This window comes from Amycolatopsis sp. NPDC004378 (assembly GCF_053602455.1).
On record NZ_JBSGDR010000008.1, the window covers coordinates 206,762 to 228,876 of the forward strand.

The 22,115-nt window shown below is 69.8% G+C and carries 20 protein-coding genes; 5 read left to right on the forward strand and 15 right to left on the reverse strand.

Translation table 11 applies throughout. The features are described 5' to 3' along the window. Nucleotides 1-18: 18 nt before the first annotated feature. Entirely contained in the window at nt 19-213 is a 195-nt protein-coding gene (locus tag ACWEN0_RS24495; RefSeq protein ID WP_284747985.1) for a ferredoxin, read from the forward strand. 61 nt (nt 214-274) lie between these two features. Here ACWEN0_RS24495 and ACWEN0_RS24500 read toward each other — a convergent pair whose 3' ends face one another. From ACWEN0_RS24500 to ACWEN0_RS24520, 5 genes are read right to left on the reverse strand one after another with little or no spacing between them, the layout of a single operon-like run. Next, nucleotides 275-1,348, reverse strand: a complete 1,074-nt coding sequence (locus ACWEN0_RS24500; RefSeq protein WP_451977713.1) for an ABC transporter ATP-binding protein — start codon at nt 1,346-1,348, stop codon at nt 275-277. 2 nt (nt 1,349-1,350) lie between these two features. Continuing rightward, nucleotides 1,351-2,193 carry a carbohydrate ABC transporter permease gene (locus ACWEN0_RS24505; RefSeq protein WP_451977716.1) on the reverse strand — a complete coding sequence of 281 codons (843 nt, stop codon included), beginning with the start codon at nt 2,191-2,193 and terminating at the stop codon, nt 1,351-1,353. Beyond that, nucleotides 2,190-3,122, reverse strand: coding sequence for a carbohydrate ABC transporter permease (locus tag ACWEN0_RS24510; protein ID WP_451977719.1), 933 nt, complete (start codon nt 3,120-3,122; stop codon nt 2,190-2,192). Before ACWEN0_RS24510 ends, ACWEN0_RS24505 begins: the two co-directional genes overlap by 4 nt. Then, nucleotides 3,122-4,456 carry an ABC transporter substrate-binding protein gene (locus tag ACWEN0_RS24515; protein WP_451977722.1) on the reverse strand — a complete coding sequence of 445 codons (1,335 nt, stop codon included), beginning with the start codon at nt 4,454-4,456 and terminating at the stop codon, nt 3,122-3,124. The genes ACWEN0_RS24510 and ACWEN0_RS24515 overlap by 1 nt, the downstream gene beginning before the upstream one ends. Further along, entirely contained in the window at nt 4,449-5,453 is a 1,005-nt protein-coding gene (locus ACWEN0_RS24520) for a zinc-dependent alcohol dehydrogenase family protein (RefSeq protein WP_451977724.1), read from the reverse strand. The genes ACWEN0_RS24515 and ACWEN0_RS24520 overlap by 8 nt, the downstream gene beginning before the upstream one ends. Before the next feature lie 128 nt (nt 5,454-5,581). Here ACWEN0_RS24520 and ACWEN0_RS24525 point away from each other — a divergent pair, with 128 nt between their 5' ends. Together ACWEN0_RS24525 and ACWEN0_RS24530 are read left to right on the forward strand one after the other, a co-directional pair. Next, complete coding sequence (locus tag ACWEN0_RS24525) at nt 5,582-6,562, forward strand: sugar-binding transcriptional regulator (RefSeq protein ID WP_451977727.1); 981 nt, start codon at nt 5,582-5,584, stop codon at nt 6,560-6,562. 76 nt (nt 6,563-6,638) lie between these two features. Further along, the gene (locus tag ACWEN0_RS24530) at nt 6,639-7,184 is read left to right on the forward strand and encodes a suppressor of fused domain protein (protein WP_451977730.1); all 546 of its coding nucleotides are present in this window, start codon (nt 6,639-6,641) and stop codon (nt 7,182-7,184) included. 4 nt (nt 7,185-7,188) lie between these two features. Here ACWEN0_RS24530 and ACWEN0_RS24535 read toward each other — a convergent pair whose 3' ends face one another. The 3 genes from ACWEN0_RS24535 to ACWEN0_RS24545 are packed head-to-tail and all read right to left on the reverse strand — an operon-like array spanning nt 7,189 to nt 10,978. Then, a complete protein-coding gene (locus ACWEN0_RS24535; RefSeq protein WP_451977733.1) occupies nt 7,189-7,317 on the reverse strand; it encodes a hypothetical protein in 129 nt (42 codons plus the stop codon). Then, nucleotides 7,311-8,435, reverse strand: a complete 1,125-nt coding sequence (locus tag ACWEN0_RS24540) for a C45 family autoproteolytic acyltransferase/hydolase (protein ID WP_451977735.1) — start codon at nt 8,433-8,435, stop codon at nt 7,311-7,313. Before ACWEN0_RS24540 ends, ACWEN0_RS24535 begins: the two co-directional genes overlap by 7 nt. Nucleotides 8,436-8,473: 38 nt before the next feature. Continuing rightward, nucleotides 8,474-10,978, reverse strand: a complete 2,505-nt coding sequence (locus ACWEN0_RS24545; RefSeq protein WP_451977738.1) for a DEAD/DEAH box helicase — start codon at nt 10,976-10,978, stop codon at nt 8,474-8,476. 151 nt (nt 10,979-11,129) lie between these two features. On the opposite strand from ACWEN0_RS24545, the gene ACWEN0_RS24550 reads away from it, so the two are divergent. Beyond that, on the forward strand, nt 11,130-12,389 hold the full coding sequence (locus ACWEN0_RS24550; protein ID WP_451977741.1) for a primosomal protein: 1,260 nt from the start codon (nt 11,130-11,132) through the stop codon (nt 12,387-12,389). A 231-nt stretch (nt 12,390-12,620) separates the two neighbouring features. On the opposite strand, the gene ACWEN0_RS24555 is transcribed toward ACWEN0_RS24550, so the two are convergent. Together ACWEN0_RS24555 and ACWEN0_RS24560 are read right to left on the reverse strand one after the other, a co-directional pair. Next, complete coding sequence (locus tag ACWEN0_RS24555) at nt 12,621-13,832, reverse strand: MFS transporter (protein WP_451977744.1); 1,212 nt, start codon at nt 13,830-13,832, stop codon at nt 12,621-12,623. A 101-nt stretch (nt 13,833-13,933) separates the two neighbouring features. Then, nucleotides 13,934-15,028, reverse strand: coding sequence for an adenosine deaminase (locus ACWEN0_RS24560; RefSeq protein WP_451977747.1), 1,095 nt, complete (start codon nt 15,026-15,028; stop codon nt 13,934-13,936). Nucleotides 15,029-15,241: 213 nt separating this feature from the next. On the opposite strand from ACWEN0_RS24560, the gene ACWEN0_RS24565 reads away from it, so the two are divergent. Beyond that, the gene (locus tag ACWEN0_RS24565; protein WP_451977749.1) at nt 15,242-16,333 is read left to right on the forward strand and encodes a PA containing protein; all 1,092 of its coding nucleotides are present in this window, start codon (nt 15,242-15,244) and stop codon (nt 16,331-16,333) included. Nucleotides 16,334-16,437: 104 nt separating this feature from the next. On the opposite strand, the gene ACWEN0_RS24570 is transcribed toward ACWEN0_RS24565, so the two are convergent. From ACWEN0_RS24570 to ACWEN0_RS24590, 5 genes are read right to left on the reverse strand one after another with little or no spacing between them, the layout of a single operon-like run. Then, complete coding sequence (locus ACWEN0_RS24570) at nt 16,438-17,721, reverse strand: thymidine phosphorylase (protein ID WP_451977752.1); 1,284 nt, start codon at nt 17,719-17,721, stop codon at nt 16,438-16,440. Beyond that, entirely contained in the window at nt 17,718-18,107 is a 390-nt protein-coding gene (locus tag ACWEN0_RS24575) for a cytidine deaminase (RefSeq protein WP_103353020.1), read from the reverse strand. Before ACWEN0_RS24575 ends, ACWEN0_RS24570 begins: the two co-directional genes overlap by 4 nt. Next, nucleotides 18,108-19,385: an ABC transporter permease gene (locus ACWEN0_RS24580; protein ID WP_451977755.1), complete on the reverse strand. Its 1,278-nt coding sequence runs from the start codon at nt 19,383-19,385 to the stop codon at nt 18,108-18,110. Further along, nucleotides 19,385-20,482 carry an ABC transporter permease gene (locus ACWEN0_RS24585; protein WP_451977758.1) on the reverse strand — a complete coding sequence of 366 codons (1,098 nt, stop codon included), beginning with the start codon at nt 20,480-20,482 and terminating at the stop codon, nt 19,385-19,387. Before ACWEN0_RS24585 ends, ACWEN0_RS24580 begins: the two co-directional genes overlap by 1 nt. After that, entirely contained in the window at nt 20,479-22,050 is a 1,572-nt protein-coding gene (locus ACWEN0_RS24590; RefSeq protein WP_451977761.1) for an ABC transporter ATP-binding protein, read from the reverse strand. The genes ACWEN0_RS24585 and ACWEN0_RS24590 overlap by 4 nt, the downstream gene beginning before the upstream one ends. Nucleotides 22,051-22,115 lie beyond the last annotated feature (65 nt).

A 22,115-nucleotide genomic window follows, 5' to 3' on the forward strand; every position in this document is an offset into this window, starting at 1 on the left:
CCACCACAGGAGAGAACCATGAAGATCATCGCGGACACCGGCAAGTGCGTCGGCGCCGGTCAGTGCGTGCTCACCGAGCCCGAACTGTTCGACCAGAGCGAGGACGACGGCACGGTCATCGTCCTGAACGAAACGCCCGAGGGCGCGCTGGTCGAAAAGGCCCGCGAAGCGGTGCACGTCTGCCCCAGCCAGGCCCTCTCCCTGCAGGAGTAGCGACGGAAACGGCCACCTCGCGGGCAAGGGGTTTCCCGCGAGGTGGCCGTGGTCTGTTCTTTCAGGAGAGGCGGAGGGTGGTCTCCGGGTTGAAGGCGTGGGTTTCGCCTTCGCCGCGCAGGCCGACCCGGACGTTGTCGCCCATCCGCGGCGGCGTGCGGCCGTCGACGCGGACGACGAACCGGTCGTCGCCCACCTTGCCGTGCAGGTAGGCGTCCGCGCCCAGCTCCTCGACCAGCTCCACCACCAGCTCGAAGCCGCCTTCGGAGACCAGCTCCAGCGACTCCGGGCGCACCCCGAACACCACCTCACGCAGGTCACCTGCCGCGGAGAGCACCGACCGCGGCAGCGGCAGCACGACGTCACCCAGCTTGACGCCGCCTTCGGTCAGCGGCAGTGTCGCCAGGTTCATCGCCGGTGAGCCGATGAACCCCGCCACGAACGAGTTCTTCGGGTTCTCGTACAACTCGCGCGGCGACGCGCACTGCTGCAGCACGCCGTCCTTCAGGACCGCCACCCGGTCACCCATCGTCATCGCCTCGACCTGGTCGTGCGTGACGTAGATGGTCGTCGTCCCGAGCCGCTGTTGCAGCTGGGCGATGTTCGCGCGCGTCTCCACCCGCAGCTTCGCGTCCAGGTTGGACAGTGGTTCGTCCATCAGGAACACGCTCGGCTCGCGCACGATCGCCCGGCCCATCGCGACGCGCTGCCGCTGCCCGCCCGACAGCGCCTTCGGCTTGCGCTCCAGGAACTTCGACAGGTCCAGCAGCTTCGCCGCTTCGGCCACCTTGGCGTCGATGTCCGCTTTGGACAGTCCACGCAGCTTCAGCGCGAAGCCCATGTTCTCGGCCACGGTCATGTGCGGGTACAGCGCGTAGGACTGGAACACCATCGCGATGTCCCGGTCCTTCGGCGGCAGGTTCGTGACGTCCCGGTCGCCGATGTGGATGGCGCCCTCGTCGACGTCCTCGAGCCCGGCGAGCATCCGCAGCGCCGTCGACTTGCCCGAGCCCGAGGGCCCGACCAGCACCAGGAACTCGCCGTCCGGCACGGTGAGGTCGAGCTTGTCGACCGCGCGCACTTCCTGGGCGCCCGGGTAGATCCGCGACGCCTGTTCGTAGCTCACTCCGGCCATGACTACTTCACCGCTCCCATCGACAGGCCCCGGACGAGGTGGTTCTGGGCGATCCAGCCGACGATCATCACCGGCAGCGAGGCCAGCAGCGCGGCGGCGGAAAGCTGGGCCCAGTACAGGCCCTCACTGGTGATGAACCCGACGAGGAACACCGGCACGGTGCCGGCGCGCGCCGCCGTCAGGTTGACCGCGTAGAAGAACTCGGTCCAGGAGAAGATCACGCAGATCAGCGCCGTCGCCGCGATCCCGGGCGCGACCACCGGCATGATGATCTTGCGCAGCAGCGTCGGCAGGTTGGCGCCGTCGATGCGGCCCGCCTCGATCATCTCGTGCGGGACTTCCAGGAAGAACGACCGCATCATCCAGATGGCGAGCGGCAGGTTCATCGACGTGTAGAGGATGACCAGCGCCCACACCGTGTCCAGCAGCTCGGTGTTCTGGGAAATGATGTACAGCGGGATGATCGCCGCGACGATCGGCAGCATCTTCGTCGAGAGGAAGAACCCCAGCGCGTTCGACGTGCCCTTCACGGGCGCCAGCGACAGCGCGTACGCCGCCGGGACGCCGAAGAGCAGCACCAGGATCGTCGACAGGATCGTGACGAACGCCGAGTTCGACACGTACGGCAGGAACCCGCCGTTGAGGACGTTCGAAATCTGGTCGAACGTCGGGCTGAACAGCAGTTTCGGCGGGTCGGTGTAGGCGTCCGCTTCCTGCTTGAACGCCGTGAGGATCATCCACAGCAGCGGGAAGACGAAGAGGATGGCCAGCACCCAGGTCGCCAGGGTCAGCGACCCCTTCCCATAAGCGCGCTTGCGCGGACGGCTTGCGACAGCGGCAGTCATTTCACGCCTCCGCTCACGGAGAAGGTGCGGAACATCAAGCGCAGCGCGAAGGTCGCGACGATCATCGTCAGGATCACGACGATCACGCCCATCGCCGACGACTGGCCGACGTCGAAGCCCTCGAACGCGCGCTGGTAGATGTAGTACGGCAGGTTGGTGCTCGCCGTGCCCGGCCCGCCCTGGGTCATCAGGAAGATCGCGTCGAAGCTGTTCACGATGTAGATCGCGCCCAGCAGCGTCGCCAGCTGCAGGAACCGCGACAGGTGCGGCAGCGTGATGGAGACGAACGTGCGCCACCGGCTGGCACCGTCCACAGAGGCTGCTTCGAGGACCTCCTTGGACTGGCTCTGCAGGCCCGCGAGGATGAGCAGCATCATGAACGGCGTCCACTGCCACACGATCTGCGCCATCACCGAGGCCAGCGGGAACTCCGAAAGCCAGTCGACGTCGGTGCCGAAGACGAAGTGCAGCAACCCGTAGGTCGGGTCGAACATCGTCGTCTTCCACAGCAGCGCGCCGGCCGCCGGCAGGATCAGGAACGGCGTGATCAGCAGCGTCCGGACGACGCCGCGGCCGAAGAACTTCCGGTCCAGCAGGATCGCCAGGCCGAGGCCTAGCAGCAGCGCGACCAGCACGCACACGACGGTCAGCACCACCGTGTTGAGCAGTGCGACCAGGAACGTCGTGTCGCTGAAGACGTCGATGTAGTTGTCGAGGCCGACGAAGTGCCGCGAACCCGGCCGGACCAGGTTCCACGACTGGAACGAGTAGAACACGGTGAGCAGGAAGGGCAGCTGCGTCACCGCGATGACGAAGATCAGCGCGGGCAGCAGCGGCAGCCGCCGCTTGGCCGCCGTGCTCAGGCCCTTCTTCTCCTCGACCTTCGCGTGGGTGTGGGACTGGGGCGTGTCTACGGAGAGCGTGGACATCACTGCACCGCCTTGTAGGAGTCGCCCACCGTCTGGGCGTAGTCCTGGGACTGCTTCAACGCGTCGTCAACGGACTCGCGGCCGGCGATCGCCGCCGACAGCTGCTGGCTCACCCGGGTGCCCAGGTCCTGGAACTCGGGGATGCCGACGAACTGGATGCCGGGGTAGGGCACCGGGTTCGCCATGGCCTTCTGCTGGTTCGCGTCCGCGATGCCGTCCAGCGTCGGCTTCGCGTAGGCCGCGGCGGCCTTCGCGTAGTCGGGGATGTCGTAGGTCGACTGGCGCACGCCCGGCGGGACGCGGTTCCAGCCGTAGGTCTGGCCGACCTTCTGCACGTACGCCTTGTCGGTCATCCAGGCCATGAACTTCCAGGCCGCGTCCTTGTCCTTGGCGACCTTCGGGATGCCCAGCGCCCAGGTGTAGAGCCAGCCGCTGGCCTGCGTCTTGACGACCGGGGCGGGCGCGTAGCCGGACTTGCCGACGATCTTGCTGCTCGACGGGTCCTCGTTCGTGCCCGCCATGACCGTCGCGTCGTACCACATCGCGGCCTGGCCCTGCGTGTAGCGCGTGCCGCACTCGGAGAACCCGGCGCTGGAGGCGCCGACTTCGCCGTGGTCGCGGATCAGGTTGACGTAGAAGTTCGCGGCTTCCTTGAACTCCGGCGACGTCAGCTTGGCGTTCCAGTCCTTGTCGAACCACTGCGCGCCGAAGGTGTTCGCCACGGTCGTGAACGGCGCGAGGCTCTCGCCCCAGCCGGGCTTGCCGCGCAGGCAGATGCCGCTGACGCCGTTGGCCTTGTCGTCGAGCTTCGCGGCGTACTCGGCGATCTGCTGCCACGTCGGCTTGGCCGGCATGGTGATCCCGGCCTTCTCGAAGAGGTCCTTGCGGTAGGCCAGGAACGACGACTCGCCGTAGAACGGCACCGCGTACATCTGGTTCTGGTAGGACAGCGACTGCTTGATGCTGGGGATGAAGTCGCCTTCGTCGTAGCCCTGGGTGGCCGCCATGTGCGGTTCGAGGTTCTCGAGCCAGCCGTTGGCCGCCCACTGCGGGGCCTCGTAGTTGCTGATCATGACGACGTCGAACTCGCCGCCCTCGGTGGCGGTCGACGCGGTGATCTTCGCGCGGGCCTGGTTTTCCGGCAGCGACACGAACTTCAGGTTGATGCCGGTGGCCTTTTCGAACTCCGGCGCGAGCGAGATCGCGTCCTTCATCTGCGGGTTGGACACGATCGCGATGACGAGCGTGCTGCCCCCGGTGCCGATCGAGCCGGCGCCCGCGCAGCCGGTGGCCAGCAGCGACGTCGCGGCGAGGAGGGTGAGGAGCTTACGCACGGCCGCCTCCCGGGAGTACTTGGACCTTGAGGCCCGAGCCGCTGCGCATCTTGGCCAGCGCTTCGGGGTACTGCTCCAGCGGCAGCGTGTCCGTGAGCAGCGAATCGGTGTCGATAGCGCCGCCGGCGACGAGGTCGAGCGCGGTGCCGAAGCTGTGCAGCACGGCCATCGAGCCGACCACGGTGATTTCGTCGTTGTAGATGCGGAACGGCGAAAGCGCGACGCGGGCCTCGGCCGGTGCGACGCCGAAGACGAGCAGCCGGCCGCCGCGCCGGATCGAGTCGAAGGCGGCTTCGATGGCGGGTGCGGCGCCGGTGGCGTCGACGGCGACGTCGAACTTCTCGCCGTTCAGCTCGCCGACGTCGGTCGCGGTGGCGACGGCGCCGAGGCTGGTCGCCCGCGGCAGCCGGGCCGCGTTGCGGTCGACCACCGTGACCTGCGCGCCGGAGCGCTGCAGCAGCTGCTGCATGATCAGGCCCATCGTGCCGGCGCCGACGACCAGGAACCGTTCGCCGGCCTCGACGCCGACGCGGCGCACGCCGTGCACCGCGCAGGAGACGGGCTCGACCAGCGCGCCCTGCTCCCACGTCATCGAGTCGGGCATGCGGTAGCAGTTGGCCGACGGGACGGCGACGAACTCCGCGAAGGCGCCGTCGACGGTGTCGCCGGTGGCGCCCCAGTTCGCGCAGAGGTTGCCGTGGCCCGCACGGCACGGGCCGCAGTAGCCGCAGAACAGGGACGGGTCGACGGCGACGCGGTCGCCGATCTTCCACTCGCCCGGCACGTCGGCGCCGAGCTCGACGATCTCCCCGGCGAACTCGTGACCGGGGACGATGGGGTACGGGGTGGGCGGGAAGTGCCCGTCCGCGATGTGCAGGTCGGTCCCGCAGATCCCGCACGCTCCGACCTTGACGACGACCTGACGTTCTCCGGGTTTCGGATCGGGCACCTCGCCGACCCTGATCTCACCGGGCCGGTCGACGATGGCGGCACGCATGCCTAGCCCCTTCCTCGCGCTCATATGAGCGGCGTTGACCTATGGCGTCGAGAACATGTGAAGGCATTACAGGTCTGACGTCGGTGTTACGTCAACCTTTCGGGCAGATTTCGGTCTATAGTGCTCATATGAGCGCGTCTAAGAAGCAGTCTTCGCTCACGGAGGCGATCCTGCTGGCCACCATCGCCCGGCGCTTCTACGTGCAGGGACGTTCCAAGCTGGAGATCGCCGACGAGTTCGGCGTCAGCCGCTTCAAAGTCGCGAGGATGCTCGACACGGCCATGGAGTCCGGCCTGGTGCGCGTCGAGTTCTCGCTGCCGGCGCCGGTGGACCTGGCGCTGTCCGACGAGGTGCGCTCGGCCTACGGGCTGAAGCAGGCTTTGGTGCTCGAACGCTCAACCGAGCGCGAGCCGAAGGAGGTGGTCCGGGCCAAGATCGGGACCCTGGCCGCCCGGCTGCTGGAGGAGATCGTCCGGCCGGACGACGTCGTCGGGCTGTCGTGGGCGCGTTCGGTGAACGCGATGACCGAGGCGATCCGGTCGCTGCCGCGGTGCCCGGTCGTCCAGCTCTGCGGGGTGCAGGCCGGGATGGACATGCGCGGCCGTTCGGTGGAGACGGTCAGCCGCGTGACGGCCGTGTCCGGCGGCGACGCCTACCCGATCTTCGGCCCGCTGGTGCTGCCGGACCGCCGGACCACGGAGACGTTGCGGCGTCAGCCCGGCATCGCGGAAACGTTCGGGCAGTTCCGGCACCTCACGAAGGCCGTGGTCAGCATCGGCGCGTGGCAGCCGGGAGAGTCGACGGTGTACGACGCGCTGGACGAAGCCGAGCGAGCGGCGATCGCGGCCCGCGGCGCGACGGCGGAGGTGGCGGCGCGCCTGTTCGACGCCTCGGGGAACGCGTTGTCGACGGGGCTGGCGCACCACGTGCTGGCGATCAGCCACGAGGAGCTGATGGCGGTCCCGGAGGTGATCGCGCTGGGCTACAGCCGTCCGAAAGCGGCGGCGGTGGACGCGGTCCTGCGGTCCGGCATGGTGTCGACGCTGATCACCGACGCCGCGGCCGCGGTGCCGCTGCTGACCCTGGCCGCGAAGAACCCCCCGTCGTGAGAGCCCGGGCCGCGCCCGATGTGCCGTCGCCGTGAGCGTCCGGCCGTCCTCGCGCCGGCCGGGTGAGAATGACGCGGTGGGACTGATCGAACACCTCGAGGAGCGGCTGGGCCCGCTCACCGGCGGCTGGCGACGCGACGGCTTCCAGGTCGGCGCGTACGCCGGCGCCTTCGGCGCGAAGTGGTTCGCGACCGCCGGGCTGAGCCGGCACCCCCTGCATTCTCCCCGGTCGGGACGGCACCTGTGGCTGGAACTGGTCGCGGGCAGCTACCCGGGCGAGTTCGCCGAAGGCCTGCCGCACCTGCTGGGCCAAGTCGCGGACGAGGTCATCGCGTCGGGGCGGCCGCTGCTGCGCGGTGACGTCCTCGGCCCGCGCGGGCCGTTCACGCCGGGCAGCGCGATGGAGGCGCTGTACGCGGCGAGTCCCGTGTACTTCGACGACGCGTTCGCGGCGGTCGACGTCGACGACGGGAACCGGGCGGCCATCGTCTGGCTGGTGCCGATCTCGGCCGGCGAGGCGGCTTACGTCGCTTCGCACGGTTGGAAAGCCTTCGAGGACGAGCTGATCCGGCTCGACCCGGATCTGCTGGACCCGGGCCGCGCCGGGCTACCGCCGGCCTGACCGGTCAGAGGCCGTATTCGATGGCGGTCGCGTCGGTCGCGTACTCGACCGCCGTCGCCGCCGTCGCCGCTGGGGCGAGCACGAACGCCAGCACTCCCGCGGCGAAGATCCCCGCCAGCAACCGCTTCACCATGGTTCCCTCCCAGGTTCCGGAGCTTCCACGCTAGCGCGGGAAGCGCCCTGCCCGGCGGCGATTGCGCCGTTGAGCGCACCGACTGCGTCGATGTCGCCCACGGCCAGCTCCGCCGCACGGGCGCGCAGGGGTTCGCCGCCGCGCGGGACCACGGTCACCAGCCCCGAGTCCAGGTCCGCGACCAGCGTGCTCACCGTCATCAGGTCGTCGCCGCCGGTGGCGTTGCGGTACACGCTGCCGGTCAGCGCCGAGACCAGCCACGCGGCGTCCGGGTCCGGCGCGCTCAGGTGCGCGCACAGCTCGGCCCGGTTCAGGCTCTCCTCCGGCGCGGCGTCCAAAGTGGGCGGCAGCTGCCGGAAGTGGTTGGTGTGCCAGGAAAGTCCACTCGCGACGGTCAGCACGGCCGTCTCGTTCCCCGCCTTCTCCACCACGGTGACGGACGGCGAGCCGACCTGTCCCATCGTGTACGCGAACCCGCCCGCCGACGACCGCCTGCGCAGCAGGGACACCGCCTCCCGGACGTTCGTCGCGCGTTGCGCCGAGCGCGCCACGAAGTGCCGGCCCGCGCACGGCGAAGGCGCCACCACGCTCACGCTGTCGATCCCCCACACCAGCCCGTGGGTCGTGATGGTGAACGTGTTGGCCGGCAGGAAACCCGGGTACCACCAGACGCACACGCCGGGCTCGCCCTCGATCAGCAGCGTCAGCAGCCGCCCGATGCCGTCGAACACCGGGGCGCCGTCTTCGTTGTGCCCCAGCAGGCTCGGCGAACCCACCCACGCGAGGTCGGTGCACCCGGTGCCGTCGCCGGTGCCGAGGTCGCCGCGCAGGTTGGCCAGCAGCAGGTCGTCGAACGGCACGCCCGCGCCCGCCGCCAGCGCCGTCAGCTCGGCGTACGCGTCGGGGTGCTCGACCTGCGACGCCGATTCGACGGCCCGGAACAGCACCGGCGACCGCTTCGCCCGCGCGGTCACCGGCCACTGCGAGAGTCCGTCGAGGACGGTCCGGATGTCCTCGGCGGCGTACTCCCCCAGCGCCCGGAAAGCGGCTTCCCGGGGACCCCGGACGATCGTCCAGCGCACGTCGCCGATCCGGTGCTCCCGCACTGTCGCCACCATGTGATCACGATGACTGAGCGGTCAGGAATCCGCAACGGTTACTGCGGCCCCACCTCGGTCACCCGGACCACCGCGGCGCCGGCCTCGTCCGACGCCGCCAGGTCGACCTCCGCGCTGATGCCCCAGTCGTGGTCGCCCGCCGGGTCGTCGAAGATCTGCCGCACCTTCCAGACGTCCGGCTGCTGCTCGATCATGAGCAGCTGCGGGCCGCGCGCGTCCGGGCCCGTGCCGAGCGAGTCGTACTCCTCGAAGTAGTCCTCGACGGCTTCCTGCCACGCGTCGGCGTCCCAGCCGGACGCCGCGTCCAGCTCGCCGAGCGGGAACCACGCCCGCCGCGCGAACAGCTCGACCCGGCGGAACAGCTCGTTGCGCACCAGGACGCGGAACGCGCGCTCGTTGCGCGTGACGGCGGGCGGCTCGGCCGGCGGCCGGTGCGACACCGGGCCTTCCTCTTCCGGGTGCCGCAGCGCCTCCCACTCGTCCAGGAGGCTCGAGTCGACCTGCCGGACGAGCTCGCCGAGCCACTCGATGAGGTCCTGCAGCGCCTCGGTCTTCGCCTCGTCGGGCACGGTGTGGCGCAGCGCGTCGTAGACGTCGGCGAGGTAGCGCAGCACCAGGCCTTCCGACCGGGCGAGCTGGTAGAACCCGATGTACTCGACGAAGTTCATCGCGCGCTCGTACATGTCGCGCACGACCGACTTCGGCGAGAGCTCGTAGTCGGCGACCCACGGGTGGCCCTGCCGGTAGCTGCGGAACGCCGCTTCGAGCAGCTCCTCGAGCGGCTTCGGGTACGTGACGTTCTCGAGCAGCTCCATCCGCTCGTCGTACTCGATGCCCTCGGCCTTCATGGCGTTCACGGCCTCGCCGCGGGCCTTGAACTGCTGCTGCGAGAGCACCGGCCGCGGATTGTCCACAGTGGATTCCACGATGGACACGACGTCGAGCGGGTACGACGGCGACTCCAGGTCGAGCAGCTCGATCGCGGCCAGCGCGAACGGCGAAAGCGGCTGGTTGAGCGCGAAGTCGAACTGCAGGTCGACGGTGAGCCGGATGATCCGGCCCTGGTCGTCCGGTTCGGACAGCCGCTCGACGACGCCGGCGGCGAGCAGCGCGCGGTAGATCGCGATCGCGCGCAGGATCAGCTTGCGCTGCGACGGCCGGTCCTCGTGGTTGTCCTCGAGGAGGTGGCGCATCGAGTCGAACGCGTTGCCCGGCCGCGAGATCACGTTGAGCAGCATCGAGTGCGTGACCTTGAAGCTGGAGGTCAGCGGCTCGGGGTCGGCCGCGATCAGCCGGTCGAACGTGCTCTCGGTCCAGTTGACGAAGCCTTCCGGCGCCTTCTTCCGGACGATCTTCTTTTTCTTCTTCGGGTCGTCGCCCGCCTTCTCCAGCGCCTTCGCGTTCTCGACGACGTGGTCGGGCGCCTGCACGACGACGTAGCCGTCGGTGTCGTAGCCCGCGCGCCCGGCGCGGCCCGCGATCTGGTGGAACTCGCGCGCCTTGAGGTGGCGCTGGCGGACGCCGTCGTACTTGGTCAGCGCGGAGAAGACCACCGTCCGGATCGGCACGTTGATGCCGACGCCGAGGGTGTCGGTCCCGCAGATCACCTTGAGCAGCCCGGACTGCGCCAAGGTCTCGACCAGCCGCCGGTACTTCGGCAGCATCCCGGCGTGGTGGACGCCGATGCCGTGGCGGACCAGCCGCGAGAGCGTCTTGCCGAAGCCGGCGGAGAAGCGGAAATCGCCGATCAGCTCGGCGATGGCTTCCTTTTCCGCCTTGGTCGTGACGTTGATGCTCATCAGCGTCTGCGCGCGCTCGATGGCCGCGGCCTGCGAGAAGTGCACGACGTAGACCGGCGCCTGACCGCCGTTGAGCAGCTCGGACAGCGTCTCGTGCAGCGGCGTGAGCGCGTACCGGAAGGTCAGCGGCACCGGGCGCTGCGCCGACGTCACGACGGCGGTCGGCCTGCCGGTGCGGCGGGTAAGGTCCTTTTCGAAGAAGGACACGTCGCCCAGGGTCGCCGACATCAGGACGAACTGGGCGTTCGGCAGCTCCAGCAGCGGCACCTGCCACGCCCAGCCGCGGTCGGGCTCGGAGTAGAAGTGGAACTCGTCGGCCACGACCTGCCCGACCGGCGCGTCCGCCCCGAACCGTAACGCGATGTTCGCCAGGATTTCCGCCGTGCAGCAGATGATCGGGGCATCCGGGTTGACGCTCGAGTCGCCGGTCATCATCCCGACGTTGTCGGCACCGAAGATGTCGATGAGCTGGAAGAACTTCTCCGACACCAGCGCCTTGATGGGCGCGGTGTAGTAGCTGCGGCGGCCCTGGGCGAGCGCGGTGAAGTGCGCGCCGACGGCCACGAGGCTCTTCCCGGACCCGGTCGGCGTCGAGAGGATGACGTTCGATCCGGAGACGACCTCCATCACCGCCTCCTCCTGCGCCGGGTACAGCTCGATGCCCCGCTCGGCCGTCCAGGCCGTGAAGGCTTCGAACAGGGCGTCGGGGTCGGGATCCGCAGGCAGGAGGTCTGTGAGAGTCATCAGACGTCCATCGTGCCATCCGCTCGTCGCAAAGTCGGCAGGGGCGATCGCATCGCGCGTGGTAAACCCGTAGGCTTCGCGGTACCGCGATGGTCCCGGGAGATACTTCCGGTCTCGCGCGCACACGGGCGGTACTCCGGAGGGCTAAGGAATGGCACAGGACATCATCCCGATCGAACTCGGGCTGCCGCAGGGCGACGTCGTCACCCTGTGGGCGCCGCGCTGGCGGGAAGACGGCGAGGAGTGGGAAGCGTTCCTCGGCGACGAGGACGACCTGTACGCCTTCCCGGACGCCGCCCACCTGGCCGCCTTCGTCCGCACGTCCGAGCGGCACGACCTGATCGACCACCCGGCGTGGGACGCGGTGCCGTCGCTGAACGTGCCGGAGCTGATCCCGGACGAGGACCACACCTACGACCTCGTCGGCGTGCCCGAGCTCGTCGCCGAGGAGCCGGACGTCTGGCACATCGCCGAGCTGGCCGAGATCGTCGGCATCGTGCGGTCGCTCGCCGACGTCTGCGACCTCGAAGAGGTGCACGAGATCCTCGACTCGACCGAGGGCTTCTCGCTGCTGGACCAGGGCACGTTGCCGTTCACCGGGAGCGTCGGCGTCCAGGTGTGGAACGACCTGTCCGAGACGGTGTCGCAGAAGTGGGACACCGTCCTCGACGCGATCGACGGCCTGGTGACCCAGCCGGACGTCGACGAGAAGGTCCTGGAGCAGACGGCCGAAGAGCTGGCGGCGTTCCACGAGGAGTCCGCCGAAGCCGAGGCCGGTGCGGAGGGCGAAGAGGACCTCGAGGCCATCGATTCCGCGGACTCCGACGACGAGGACGAGGAAGACGACGCCCCGGTCGGCTTCTGGGCCGAGGTCGGCATCGACCCGATCAAGATCATCACGTCCGGCGCGGAGTACTACACGCTGCGCTGCTACCTCGACGACGCGCCGGTGTTCCTCGGCAGCGAAGGCGAGATCGACGTCTTCACGTCGGAGAAGGCCCTGGCGCGCGCCCTGGCCGACGGCAAGGACCTGGCCGACACCGACCTCGCCGACGTCTCGACGTGGGAAGAGGTCCTGGCGAAGGCGACGGCGGGCGAGCTCGAGATCGAGGTCGACACCGAGAACACGTACGTCCTCACGGGTCTGGACGCGGACATCGCGGAAGGCCCCGAGGCGATCGACCCGACGCAGCTGGAGCTGGCGGTCGAGCTGATCACGGACGCGGCCGACTGGGCGGGCGACGACTCGGCGGAGACGGCACTGGCGGGCAACGAAAGCCTGGGCTGGCTGGTGTCGTTCGTGCTGCGCCCGGACCCGACGCGCCTCGAGCCGTCGGCGCCGTTCGACGCGGAGCAGAGCGCGTGGCGGAAGCTCGTGGAGACGTTCGAGAACCGCCTGACGGTCGCCTGACTTTCGCCTGATTTTTCCCGCCGAAGGCCGCCTCCCGGACCCGTCCGGCAGGCGGCCTTCGCCGTGTCGACCCCCTAATCACGCGTGTCGACCCTCCAGACACGCGTGTCGACCCTCCAGTCACGCGCGGCCGGAGCCGGTTCACGTGCTCAGCCGGGCATCTCGCGTGATTGAGCGGGCCTCTCGCGTGATTGAAGGGGCATCACTCGTGATTGGAGGGTCGACACGGGGTCAGTCCTCCGACGGGTGTTCGGCGCGGGTCGGGACCACCAGGACTGCCAGGGCCGGGAAGATCGCTGCCACGCAGAAGGCCAGCGCGTAGCGGCTGTCGCCGATCACCAGGCCCAGCAACGGCGGTGTCAGCGAGGCCGCGATGTTCTGGCCCGTGTTCTGCGTGCCCATCGCGCGGCCCGACCACGCCAGGCCGGCCAGCTCGGCGGAGGCCGTGAAGCCCAGGCCGTTGTCCGCCACCGTGATGACGCCCGCCAGCGCCAGGGCCAGCAGCACCAGCCACGGCCAGGAAACGTCGCCCAGCGCCACCAGCAGCATGACCAGACAGCTCAGCACCGCCAGCTGACGCATCGGGCGCAGCCGGCTGCCGACGCGGTCGGACCACCAGCCCGACCCGAGCCGCCCCGCCGCGCCCAGCACCTGGACCACCGCCAGGTACCAGCCCGCGGACAGCGGGCTCCAGTGCTGCACCGCCACCAGGTACACCGGCGCGAACGCCGACACCGCGAACTGCGGCACCACCAGCAGCGCGCTCGCGCCGTGCACCCGCCACAGCGCCGCGTGCCGGTACGGCGAAGGCGGCTTCTCCCCCGAAGCCGGCCGCGGCGGGCGCGGCGGGTCCGTCACCAGCCACGCCACCAGCAGCGCGACGACGATCGCCAGCCCGGCCGGCAGCAGGACGGCCGCGCGGAACCCGAAGTGCGCGGCCAGCGGCGGCAGCCCGAGCGCGGCGACGCCGACGCCGAGCGGCTGGGCCGTCTGGCGGATGCCCATCGCGACGCCGCGCTCGGACTTCGCGAACCAGCCCATCACGACGCGACCGCTCGCCGCGTTCACCGAAGCCGTGCACGCTCCGGCCGCCAAGAACACTCCAAAGAGGAGGCCGACCGGGTGAGTGCCGACGCCGGCGTACACCAGGAGTAACCCCGACGCCCCCAGTCCGAGCGCCATGATCAGACGCTCTCCGTAACGGTCCGCAGCCGCGCCCCACACGATCAGGGTGAACAGCAGCCCGATGCTCGGCGCCGCGACGACCGTGCCCGCCTGGGCCAGCGACAGCCCCTGGTCCGCCTGCATGGCCGGGACCAGGAACGGGATGCCGTAGAGGAACGAGCAGCTCGCGGTCTGCGCGGCGAGGCCGAGCGCGAGGATGAGCCACCGCCGTGAACTCGCGTGCACCTGCTCACCCGCATCGCCAGCGACCTGCGCCATCATCGTCACCGTCTCAAATATTGAGAAGCACTTCCTACATAGTGAACGATAGTTGGCATGGCTAAGGACCGCAAGCGAGTTGCGGTCCGAAGCGGAAAGGCTCAGCTCAGCGCGGCGTAGCCGGGCTTGATGACGTCGTCGATCAGCGCGAGCCGGGAGTCGAAATCGATGAACGCGGATTTCATCGCGTTGATCGTGAACCAGCGGAAGTCGTCGAGGCCATACCCGAAGGTCTCGTGCAGCGCGGTGAATTCGCTGGTCATCGTGCATCCGCTCATCAGCCGGTTGTCCGTGTTCACGGTCACCCGGAAGCGCAGCCGCTTGAGCAGGCCGATCGGGTGCTCGGCGATCGAGCGGACCGTGCCTGTTTGGACGTTCGACGTCGGGCAGATCTCCAGCGGGATGCGGCGGTCGCGGACGTAGCCCGCCAACCGTCCAAGGTGGACCGTGCCGTCCGCGTCGGTCTTGATGTCCTCGACGATCCGCACGCCGTGCCCGAGCCGCTCGGCACCGCAGTGCTGAATCGCCTCCCAAATGGACGGCAACCCGAACGCTTCGCCCGCGTGAATCGTGAAATGCGCATTGTTCTGACGCAAATACTCGAAAGCGTCGAGATTCCGGGTCGGCGGGAATCCGTCCTCCGGCCCGGCGATGTCGAACCCCACGACGCCGGCGTCGCGGTAGCGGACGGCCAGGTTCGCGATCTCGAGCGCGCGGGCGTGCTGGCGCATCGCGCAGAGCAACGTCCCGACGCGGATCGTGCCGCCGTTCGCGGCCACCCGGCGTGTGCCCTCCGTGAACCCCGCCTGGACAGCCTCGACCACCGCATCGAGTGACAGACCGCGTTCGACGAACAACTCCGGTGCGTAGCGCACCTCGGCGTAGACGACGCCGTCGGCGGCCAGGTCCTCCACCGCCTCCGCGGCGACCCTGACCAGCGCTTCCTCGGTCTGCATCACCCCGCAGGTGTGCGCGAACGTCTCGAGGTAGGACACGAGTGAGCCGGAGTCCGCCGCCCGGCGGAACCAGGTGCCCAGCTCGGCGGGATCGGTGGTGGGCAGACCGGCGTAGCCGGTGGCTTCGGCGAGCTCGGCGACGGTCGCCGGGCGCAGACCGCCGTCGAGGTGGTCGTGCAGGAGCACCTTGGGGGCTCTGCGGAGTGTCTCGCTGGTCAGAACAGGGCTTTCGTCAGGCATCCCCCAACGGTAACCTCGTTGTCATTCCCCTACATGGCCGTAACTCTCAGCCTCACGCTAACCCTCAGCGTCGACGATCATGTGACGAATCGGCCATCCGGGGGCTGCCTCCGCAATAGGCTCTTCACGGGGGCCATACAGACAGCAATTTTTGCAATCGATAAGCTTCGTGGCACGTCCCTCCATTTCCCCGCCGACGAAGGACACACAGCAGTGACCACTGACAACCACATTGCCGCCCCGTCCTTCGACCGGATGCGCAACATGCTGGTGCGCGCGGCCGAAGTGCGTGAGAGCGAGCAGCAGCAGATCTTCGACGCGCTCGACGACATCTACGCCCGCCTCGCGCCGGTGGACTCGCTGGGCGCGGTCCGCAAGCGGCTGTCCGAGATGCCCGACCGCACCGAGGTCAGCGTCCTCGCCGAGCGCCTCGACGAAGCGATGTCCCGCCTCGAGGCGCAGGACAACGTCCTCGCGGCGCTGACCCGCGCGATCGAGGCCCTCCCGGACAAGCTCGCCAAGCCCTTCGCCCAGCTCGACGGCCGCCTCGACGGCGTCGCCGCGCGCTTCGAGGGTGTCGCGGGCCGGATGGACGGGCTGGAGGACAAGCTCCAGAACATCCACCGCCGGCTCGACGAGCTGGGCGGGCACCTGGACAAGCAGGACGCGAAGCTCGAGTCGCTGCCGCAGTCGGTGCACGGCCCGGTCCGCGAGCGGATCGACCAGGCCGAGTCGACGCTGCGCGAGCGCGTCGACACCGCGGACCACGAGCTGCGCGCGAAGGTCGACGAGCTCGACCGCGCCACCAAGGAGCGGATCGGGGCCAACACCGAGGCGCTCAAGACCGCGCTGACTGAGACCGGCGAGATGATCGACGCGTCCGACCGGCTGGAGAACCTGGGCAACCGGCTCGAGACGGTCACCACCCGCCTCGACGAGCTGGCCGGCCGCCTCGACAAGGTGGAGGACGGCTTCCTCTCCGGCATCGGCGAGCTCGACGGCGCGCTCAAGAGCGGGCTGTCCAAGGTCGAGGACACGCTGGCGAAGCAGCCGGACTCCGACTCGGTCGACTCGCTGGTCCGCAAGAGCAACGACGAGAGCGTCCGCCGCATCGGCGGCCAGCTCGACGAGGCCATGGCGACGTTCGCGGAGCTCATGCTCGGCGGCGGCCCCGCGGTCCAGCAGATCGCCCCGCCCCCGCCCGCCCCGCGCCAGCCGCGTCGCAGCTCGCGCAACGGCCGGGCCCCGAAGGCCGCGGACCCGAAGGCCAAGACGGGCGAAGGCGCCGAAGAAGCCACTGAATAAGCACTCATGAAGAAGGCCCCCGCCGGCGAACGGCGGGGGCCTTCTTCATGGCCTTCGAGAGGCGCGGGCGTCACTCGGACGGGTGATCATCTCGGCGATGAGCCTCACAGCTCGCCGCGGATCGTCTCCCGGACGATCGGCGCCGGCTCGGGCGCCGACGAAGCTACCGAGTAGGCGCCTTCCAACGCCTCCAAGGCCGCCGGAACCGCTTCCGGGGTGTCCGTGTGCAACTCCAGCAGCGGCTCACCCTCGGTGACGGCGTCCCCGGGCTTGGCCAGGCACAGGATGCCCGCCGCCGCCTGGACCGGGTCCTCCTTGCGGGCCCGGCCCGCGCCCAGCCGCCACGCCGCGACGCCGACGCCGTACGCGTCCAGCGAAGCCAGCACGCCCGAAGCCGGCGCGACGACCGTGTGGACGTGTGAAGGCGTCGGCAGGGGCGCCGCCGGGTCGCCGCCCTGGGCGGAGATCATCCGGCACCACGTCTCGTACGCCTCGCCCGACGCCAGCACCGCCGCCGGGTCCGTCGAAATCCCGGCCAGGGCCAGCATCTCCCGGGCCAACGCCAGAGTCAGCTCGACGACGTCCGCCGGCCCGCCGCCCTGGAGCACCGAAACCGATTCCGCGACCTCCACCGCGTTCCCGACCGCGCGTCCCAAGGGGACGTTCATGTCGGTCAGCAGGGCCGTCGTCGGTACGCCGTGGTCGACGCCGATCGAGGTCAGGGTCGTCGCCAGCGACCGCGCCTGGTCGAGGGTCTTCATGAACGCGCCGGACCCGAACTTGACGTCCAGGACCAGCCCGGACGCGCCCTCGGCGATCTTCTTGCTCATGATGGAGCTGGCGATCAGCGGGATCGACTCCACTGTGGACGTCACGTCCCGCAGTGCGTACAGCTTCTTGTCCGCCGGGGCCAGCCCGGACGTCGCCGCGCAGACCACCGCTCCGACGTCCTCGAGCTGCGCCTGGATCTCCGAAGTGGACAGTGCGGCCCGCCAGCCGGGGATCGACTCCAGCTTGTCGAGCGTCCCGCCGGTGTGGCCGAGCCCGCGCCCGGACAGCTGCGGCACGGCCGCCCCGCACGCGGCCACCAGCGGCGCGAGCGGCAGCGTGATCTTGTCGCCGACACCGCCCGTCGAGTGCTTGTCGACCGTCGGCCGCGAGACGTCCAACGAGAGCCGCTCACCGGACGCGATCATCGCGCCGGTCCAGCGCGAGATCTCGCCGGAATCCATGCCCCGCAGGAAGATCGCCATCGCGAGCGCCGACATCTGTTCTTCGGCGACCACGCCGCGCGTGTACGCGTCGACGACCCAGTCGATCTGCTCGTCGGACAGCCGGCCGCCGTCCCGCTTGACGCGGATCACGTCGACCGCCGCGAACGCGCTCACGGCAGGTCGTCCGGGCCGAACGCGTCCGGCAGGACGTCCGACATCGGCAGGATGCCGCTGGGCGTGTCCACCAGGCACGCGGATCCGCCCAGCTCGAACAGGATCTGCCGGCAGCGGCCGCACGGCATCAGCAGGTCACCGGCGCCGCTGCGGCACGCGACCGCGACCAGGCGCCCGCCGCCGGACAGCCGCAGCTGCCCGGCCATCGTGCACTCGGCGCACAGCCCGAGCCCGTAAGAGGCGTTCTCGACGTTGCACCCGGTCACCACGCGTCCGTCGTCGACGATCCCGGCGACCCCCACGTGCAGCCCCGAATAGGGCGCATAGGCGTGGGAAGCGGCCTCGATCGCCTGAGAGCGCAGCGCGTCCCAGTCCACAGTAGACACTCAGTCCTCACCCCGCCGGTACGGCTGGCCGTCGGCCTTCGGCGGCCGCAACCGCTGCGATGCCACCGCCAGCACGATCAGCGTCACGAAGTGCGCGGTGTACGGGATCAGGTCGGACGGCAGCGTGTCGTTCGACCAGTAGATCGCGTACAGCACCCCGGCGCCGACGACGCCGAGCCCGGCCGCGATCCACTGGCGGCGGAACAGCTGCACGACGACGATCACGCCGACCAGGATCACCGCGCCGTACAGCAGCGCGAGCACCGCTTCGCCACCGCCGGCGAGCTGGAGACCGTCCGCGTAGCCGAACAGCGCCGCGCCGCCGAGCAGGCCGCCCGGGCGCCAGTTGCCGAAGATCATCGCCGCGAGGCCGATGTACCCGCGGCCGTTCGTCTGGTTCTCGAGGTAGTCCGCGCCGCCGCGCAGCAGCACCAGCGACGCGCCGCCCATGCCGGCCAACGCGCCGGAGATCAGCATCGCGATGTACTTGTGCCGGTAGACGTTGACGCCCAGCGACTCCGCGGCCACCGGGTTCTCGCCGCACGAGCGCAGCCGCAGGCCGAAGCGGGTCTTCCAGAGGACCCAGAAACTCACCGGCACCAGGATGATCGCGATCATCGTCAGCGGCGCCACCTCCGTGACCAGGCCCCGCAGGATGCCCGCGACGTCGGAGATGCCGACGCGCTGCTCCTTCTCGAGGTCGCCCAGCCAGTCCGAGAGGAACGTCGCGGAGTAGGTGTCGAACTTCGGCACCACCGGCGACTGCCGCGGGTTGCCCGACAGCGGCTCGAAGATCAGGTTCGCCAGGTACTTCGTGACACCGAGGCCGAGCAGGTTGATCGCGACGCCGGAGACGATGTGGTTGACGTTGAACGTCACCGTCGCCACCGCGTGCAGCAGCCCGCCGAGCGCGCCGAAGACGAGTGCGGCCACGAGCCCGGCCCAGACCCCGCCGTTGTACGAACCCCAGGCGGCGCCCCAGGTCCCGAGGATCATCATGCCCTCGAGGCCGATGTTGACGACGCCCGCGCGTTCGGCCCAGAGACCGCCCAGCGCGCACAGCAGGATCGGCAGTGCGAGCCGCAACGCCGTCGACGCGGTGTTCGACGACGTCAGCGCGGAGACGCCGGTGGAGTACGACGCCGTCGAGATGACGGCGATGGCGACGACGGCCCAGATCACGCCGCGCAGCCAGCCGGGGATGCGGGACCGCTTGCGGTGCACCGGCATCGTCGTGCCGGCCCCCGGTTCCGGCCGGGAGAAGTCGGTGACGGCCATCAGACCGCACCCCCTTCGGCGACCGAAGCGCCCTTGCGGCCGTTGCCGCCGAGTGCGCGGCCGACCCTGCGTTGTTCGGCGGCCAGGTCGGCGCGGCGCACGACCTCGTACGCCACGACGACCGACAGCACGATGATGCCCTGCATGATCGTCGCGATCTCCTTGGACACGTTGATCTGCTCCAGCGACACCGCGGAGGTGTCGAGGAACGCCCACAGCAGCGCGCCGAGCGCGATGCCGCCGGGGTGGTTGCGGCCCAGCAGCGCGACCGCGATGCCGGTGAACCCGTACATCTGGGTCGAGGTGATGCCGTAGCTGTAGTCGCGGCCGAGCAGCTCCGGCATCGCGACCAGGCCGGCGACGCCGCCGGAGAGCAGCATCGCGATCAGCGTCATCTTCTTGGCGTTGACGCCGCCCGCGGCGGCCGCGGTGGTGGACTCGCCGGACGCCTTGAGCTCGAAGCCGAACCGCGTGCGGTTGAGCATGAACCAGTAGGCGCCGCCGATGACCGCCGCGATGACCACGAACCCGAAGAGCGTGCCCGAGCCGAGCGGGATGCCCGGGATCCGGCCGGACGGCTCGATCACGCGGGTGCCGATGTTGTTGCCGGTCTGCACGCCGAACTGGTCGGCGTTGATGAGGAACGCGATGATGCCGCCGACGATCGAGTTCAGCATGATCGTCGCGATCACCTCGCTCACCCCCCGGGTGACCTTGAGGATCGCCGGGATCGCCGCGTACGCCGCACCGGCGACCACGGCGACGATGAGGATCACCAGCGTGTGGATCACGGGCGGCAGCTTCAGCGCGCCGCCCGCGATGGCCGCGACGACCGCGGCGAACCGGTACTGGCCCTCGACACCGATGTTGAAGAGGTTCATCTGGAAGCCGATGGCCACCGCGAGCCCGGACAGGTAGTACACCGTCGCGAGGTTCACCGTGTCGACCGCGGTGGAGCCCTTGAACATCTGGCCGATCATCGTGCCGTACGCGGTGAGCGGGTCGGCCCCCGAAATGATCAGCGCGATGGCCGACAGCAGCACGGCGAAGACGATCGCCAGCAGCGGTGGCAGCAGTTTCGTGCGCCAGGAGGTCATTCTGCGTCACCTTCTCCGGCGCCGGTCATCGCCGAGCCCAGTTCCTGCGGGGTCACGGTCGCGGGGTCGGCCTCGCTCACGAGACGGCCGCGCAACATGACGCGGATCGTGTCGGACAGGCCGATCAGCTCGTCGAGGTCGGCCGAGATCAGCAGCACGGCGAGGCCGGCCGCGCGGGCCAGGCGGATCTGCTCCCAGATCAGCGCCTGCGCGCCGACGTCCACGCCGCGGGTCGGGTGCGAAGCGACCAGCAGCACCGGCTCGCCGGACAGCTCGCGCCCGACGATCAGCTTCTGCTGGTTGCCGCCCGAGAGCGCGGCGGCCGGGACGTCGATCCCGGGCGTGCGGACGTCGTAGTCGCGCACGATCCGCTCGGTGTCGGCGCGGGCGCCCGCGATGTCGAGCAACTGTCCTTTGGAGACCGGTTCGCGGGTCTGGTAACCGAGGATCCGGTTGACCCACAACGGTTGCGTGAGCAGCAGGCTGTGCCGCGTGCGGTCCTCGGCGATGTAGCCGATGCCCGCTTCGCGCCGCGCCAGCGTGCCCGCCTTGGTGATGTCGCGCGCCTTGCCGTCCGCGTCGACGAGTTCGATCGTGCCGCCGGACGGCTTGCGCATGCCCATGATCGTCTCGACGAGCTCGGTCTGGCCGTTGCCCTCGACGCCGGCGACGCCGAGCACCTCGCCCGCGCGCACGGTGAAGGTGACGTCGTCGAGCGCGTTGCGGTCGGAGCCCTCGGCGCCCAGCGTCAGCCCGGTCAGCCGCAGAACGGCGCGGTCGGTGACGGTGGACTCGCGGGTCTCCGGGCTGGGCAGCTCCGAGCCGACCATCATCTCCGCGAGCTGGCGGGAGGTGATGGTCTTCGGGTCGGCGGTGCCGACCGTGGTGCCGCGGCGGATCACCGTGACGGTGTCGGCGATCGCGCGGACCTCGTCGAGCTTGTGCGAGATGAAGAGGAACGTATAGCCGTCGGCCTTCATCTCCCGGACGGTCGAGAACAGCGCGTCGACCTCCTGCGGCACGAGGACCGCGGTCGGCTCGTCCAGGATGATGATCTTCGCCCCGCGGTAGAGCACCTTGACGATCTCGACGCGCTGGCGGTCGGCGACGCCCAGCTCTTCGAGCAGCGTGTCCGGCTTCGCGTGCAGGCCGGTGCGCTGGGCCAGCTCGGCCAGCCGGGCGCGGGCCGCGCGGCCGATGCCGTGCAGGGCCTCGGCGCCGAGGAACACGTTCTCGCCGACGGTCAGGTTGTCGGCCAGCATGAAGTGCTGGTGCACCATGCCGATCCCGGCGCGGATGGCGTCCTGCGGGTTGCGCAGGCGCACCTCTTCGCCGTTGATCGCGATCGTGCCCTCGTCCGGCGGCTGCATGCCGTAGAGGATCTTCATCAGGGTGGACTTGCCGGCGCCGTTTTCGCCACAGATGGCGTGCACCTCGCCCGTGGCGACGGTGAGGTTGACGTCGGAGTTGGCCACCACACCCGGGAACCGTTTGGTGATCCCGGTCAGCTGGACGGCGGGCGCGCCCCGGTCGGGGACGGCCTCGGCCGGGGCCTCGGCAGTGCTCATGGGCGGGAGAATTCCATATCTCGTCTAAACGCGTGAGGGGCCCGGAGGAGAAATCCTCCGAGCCC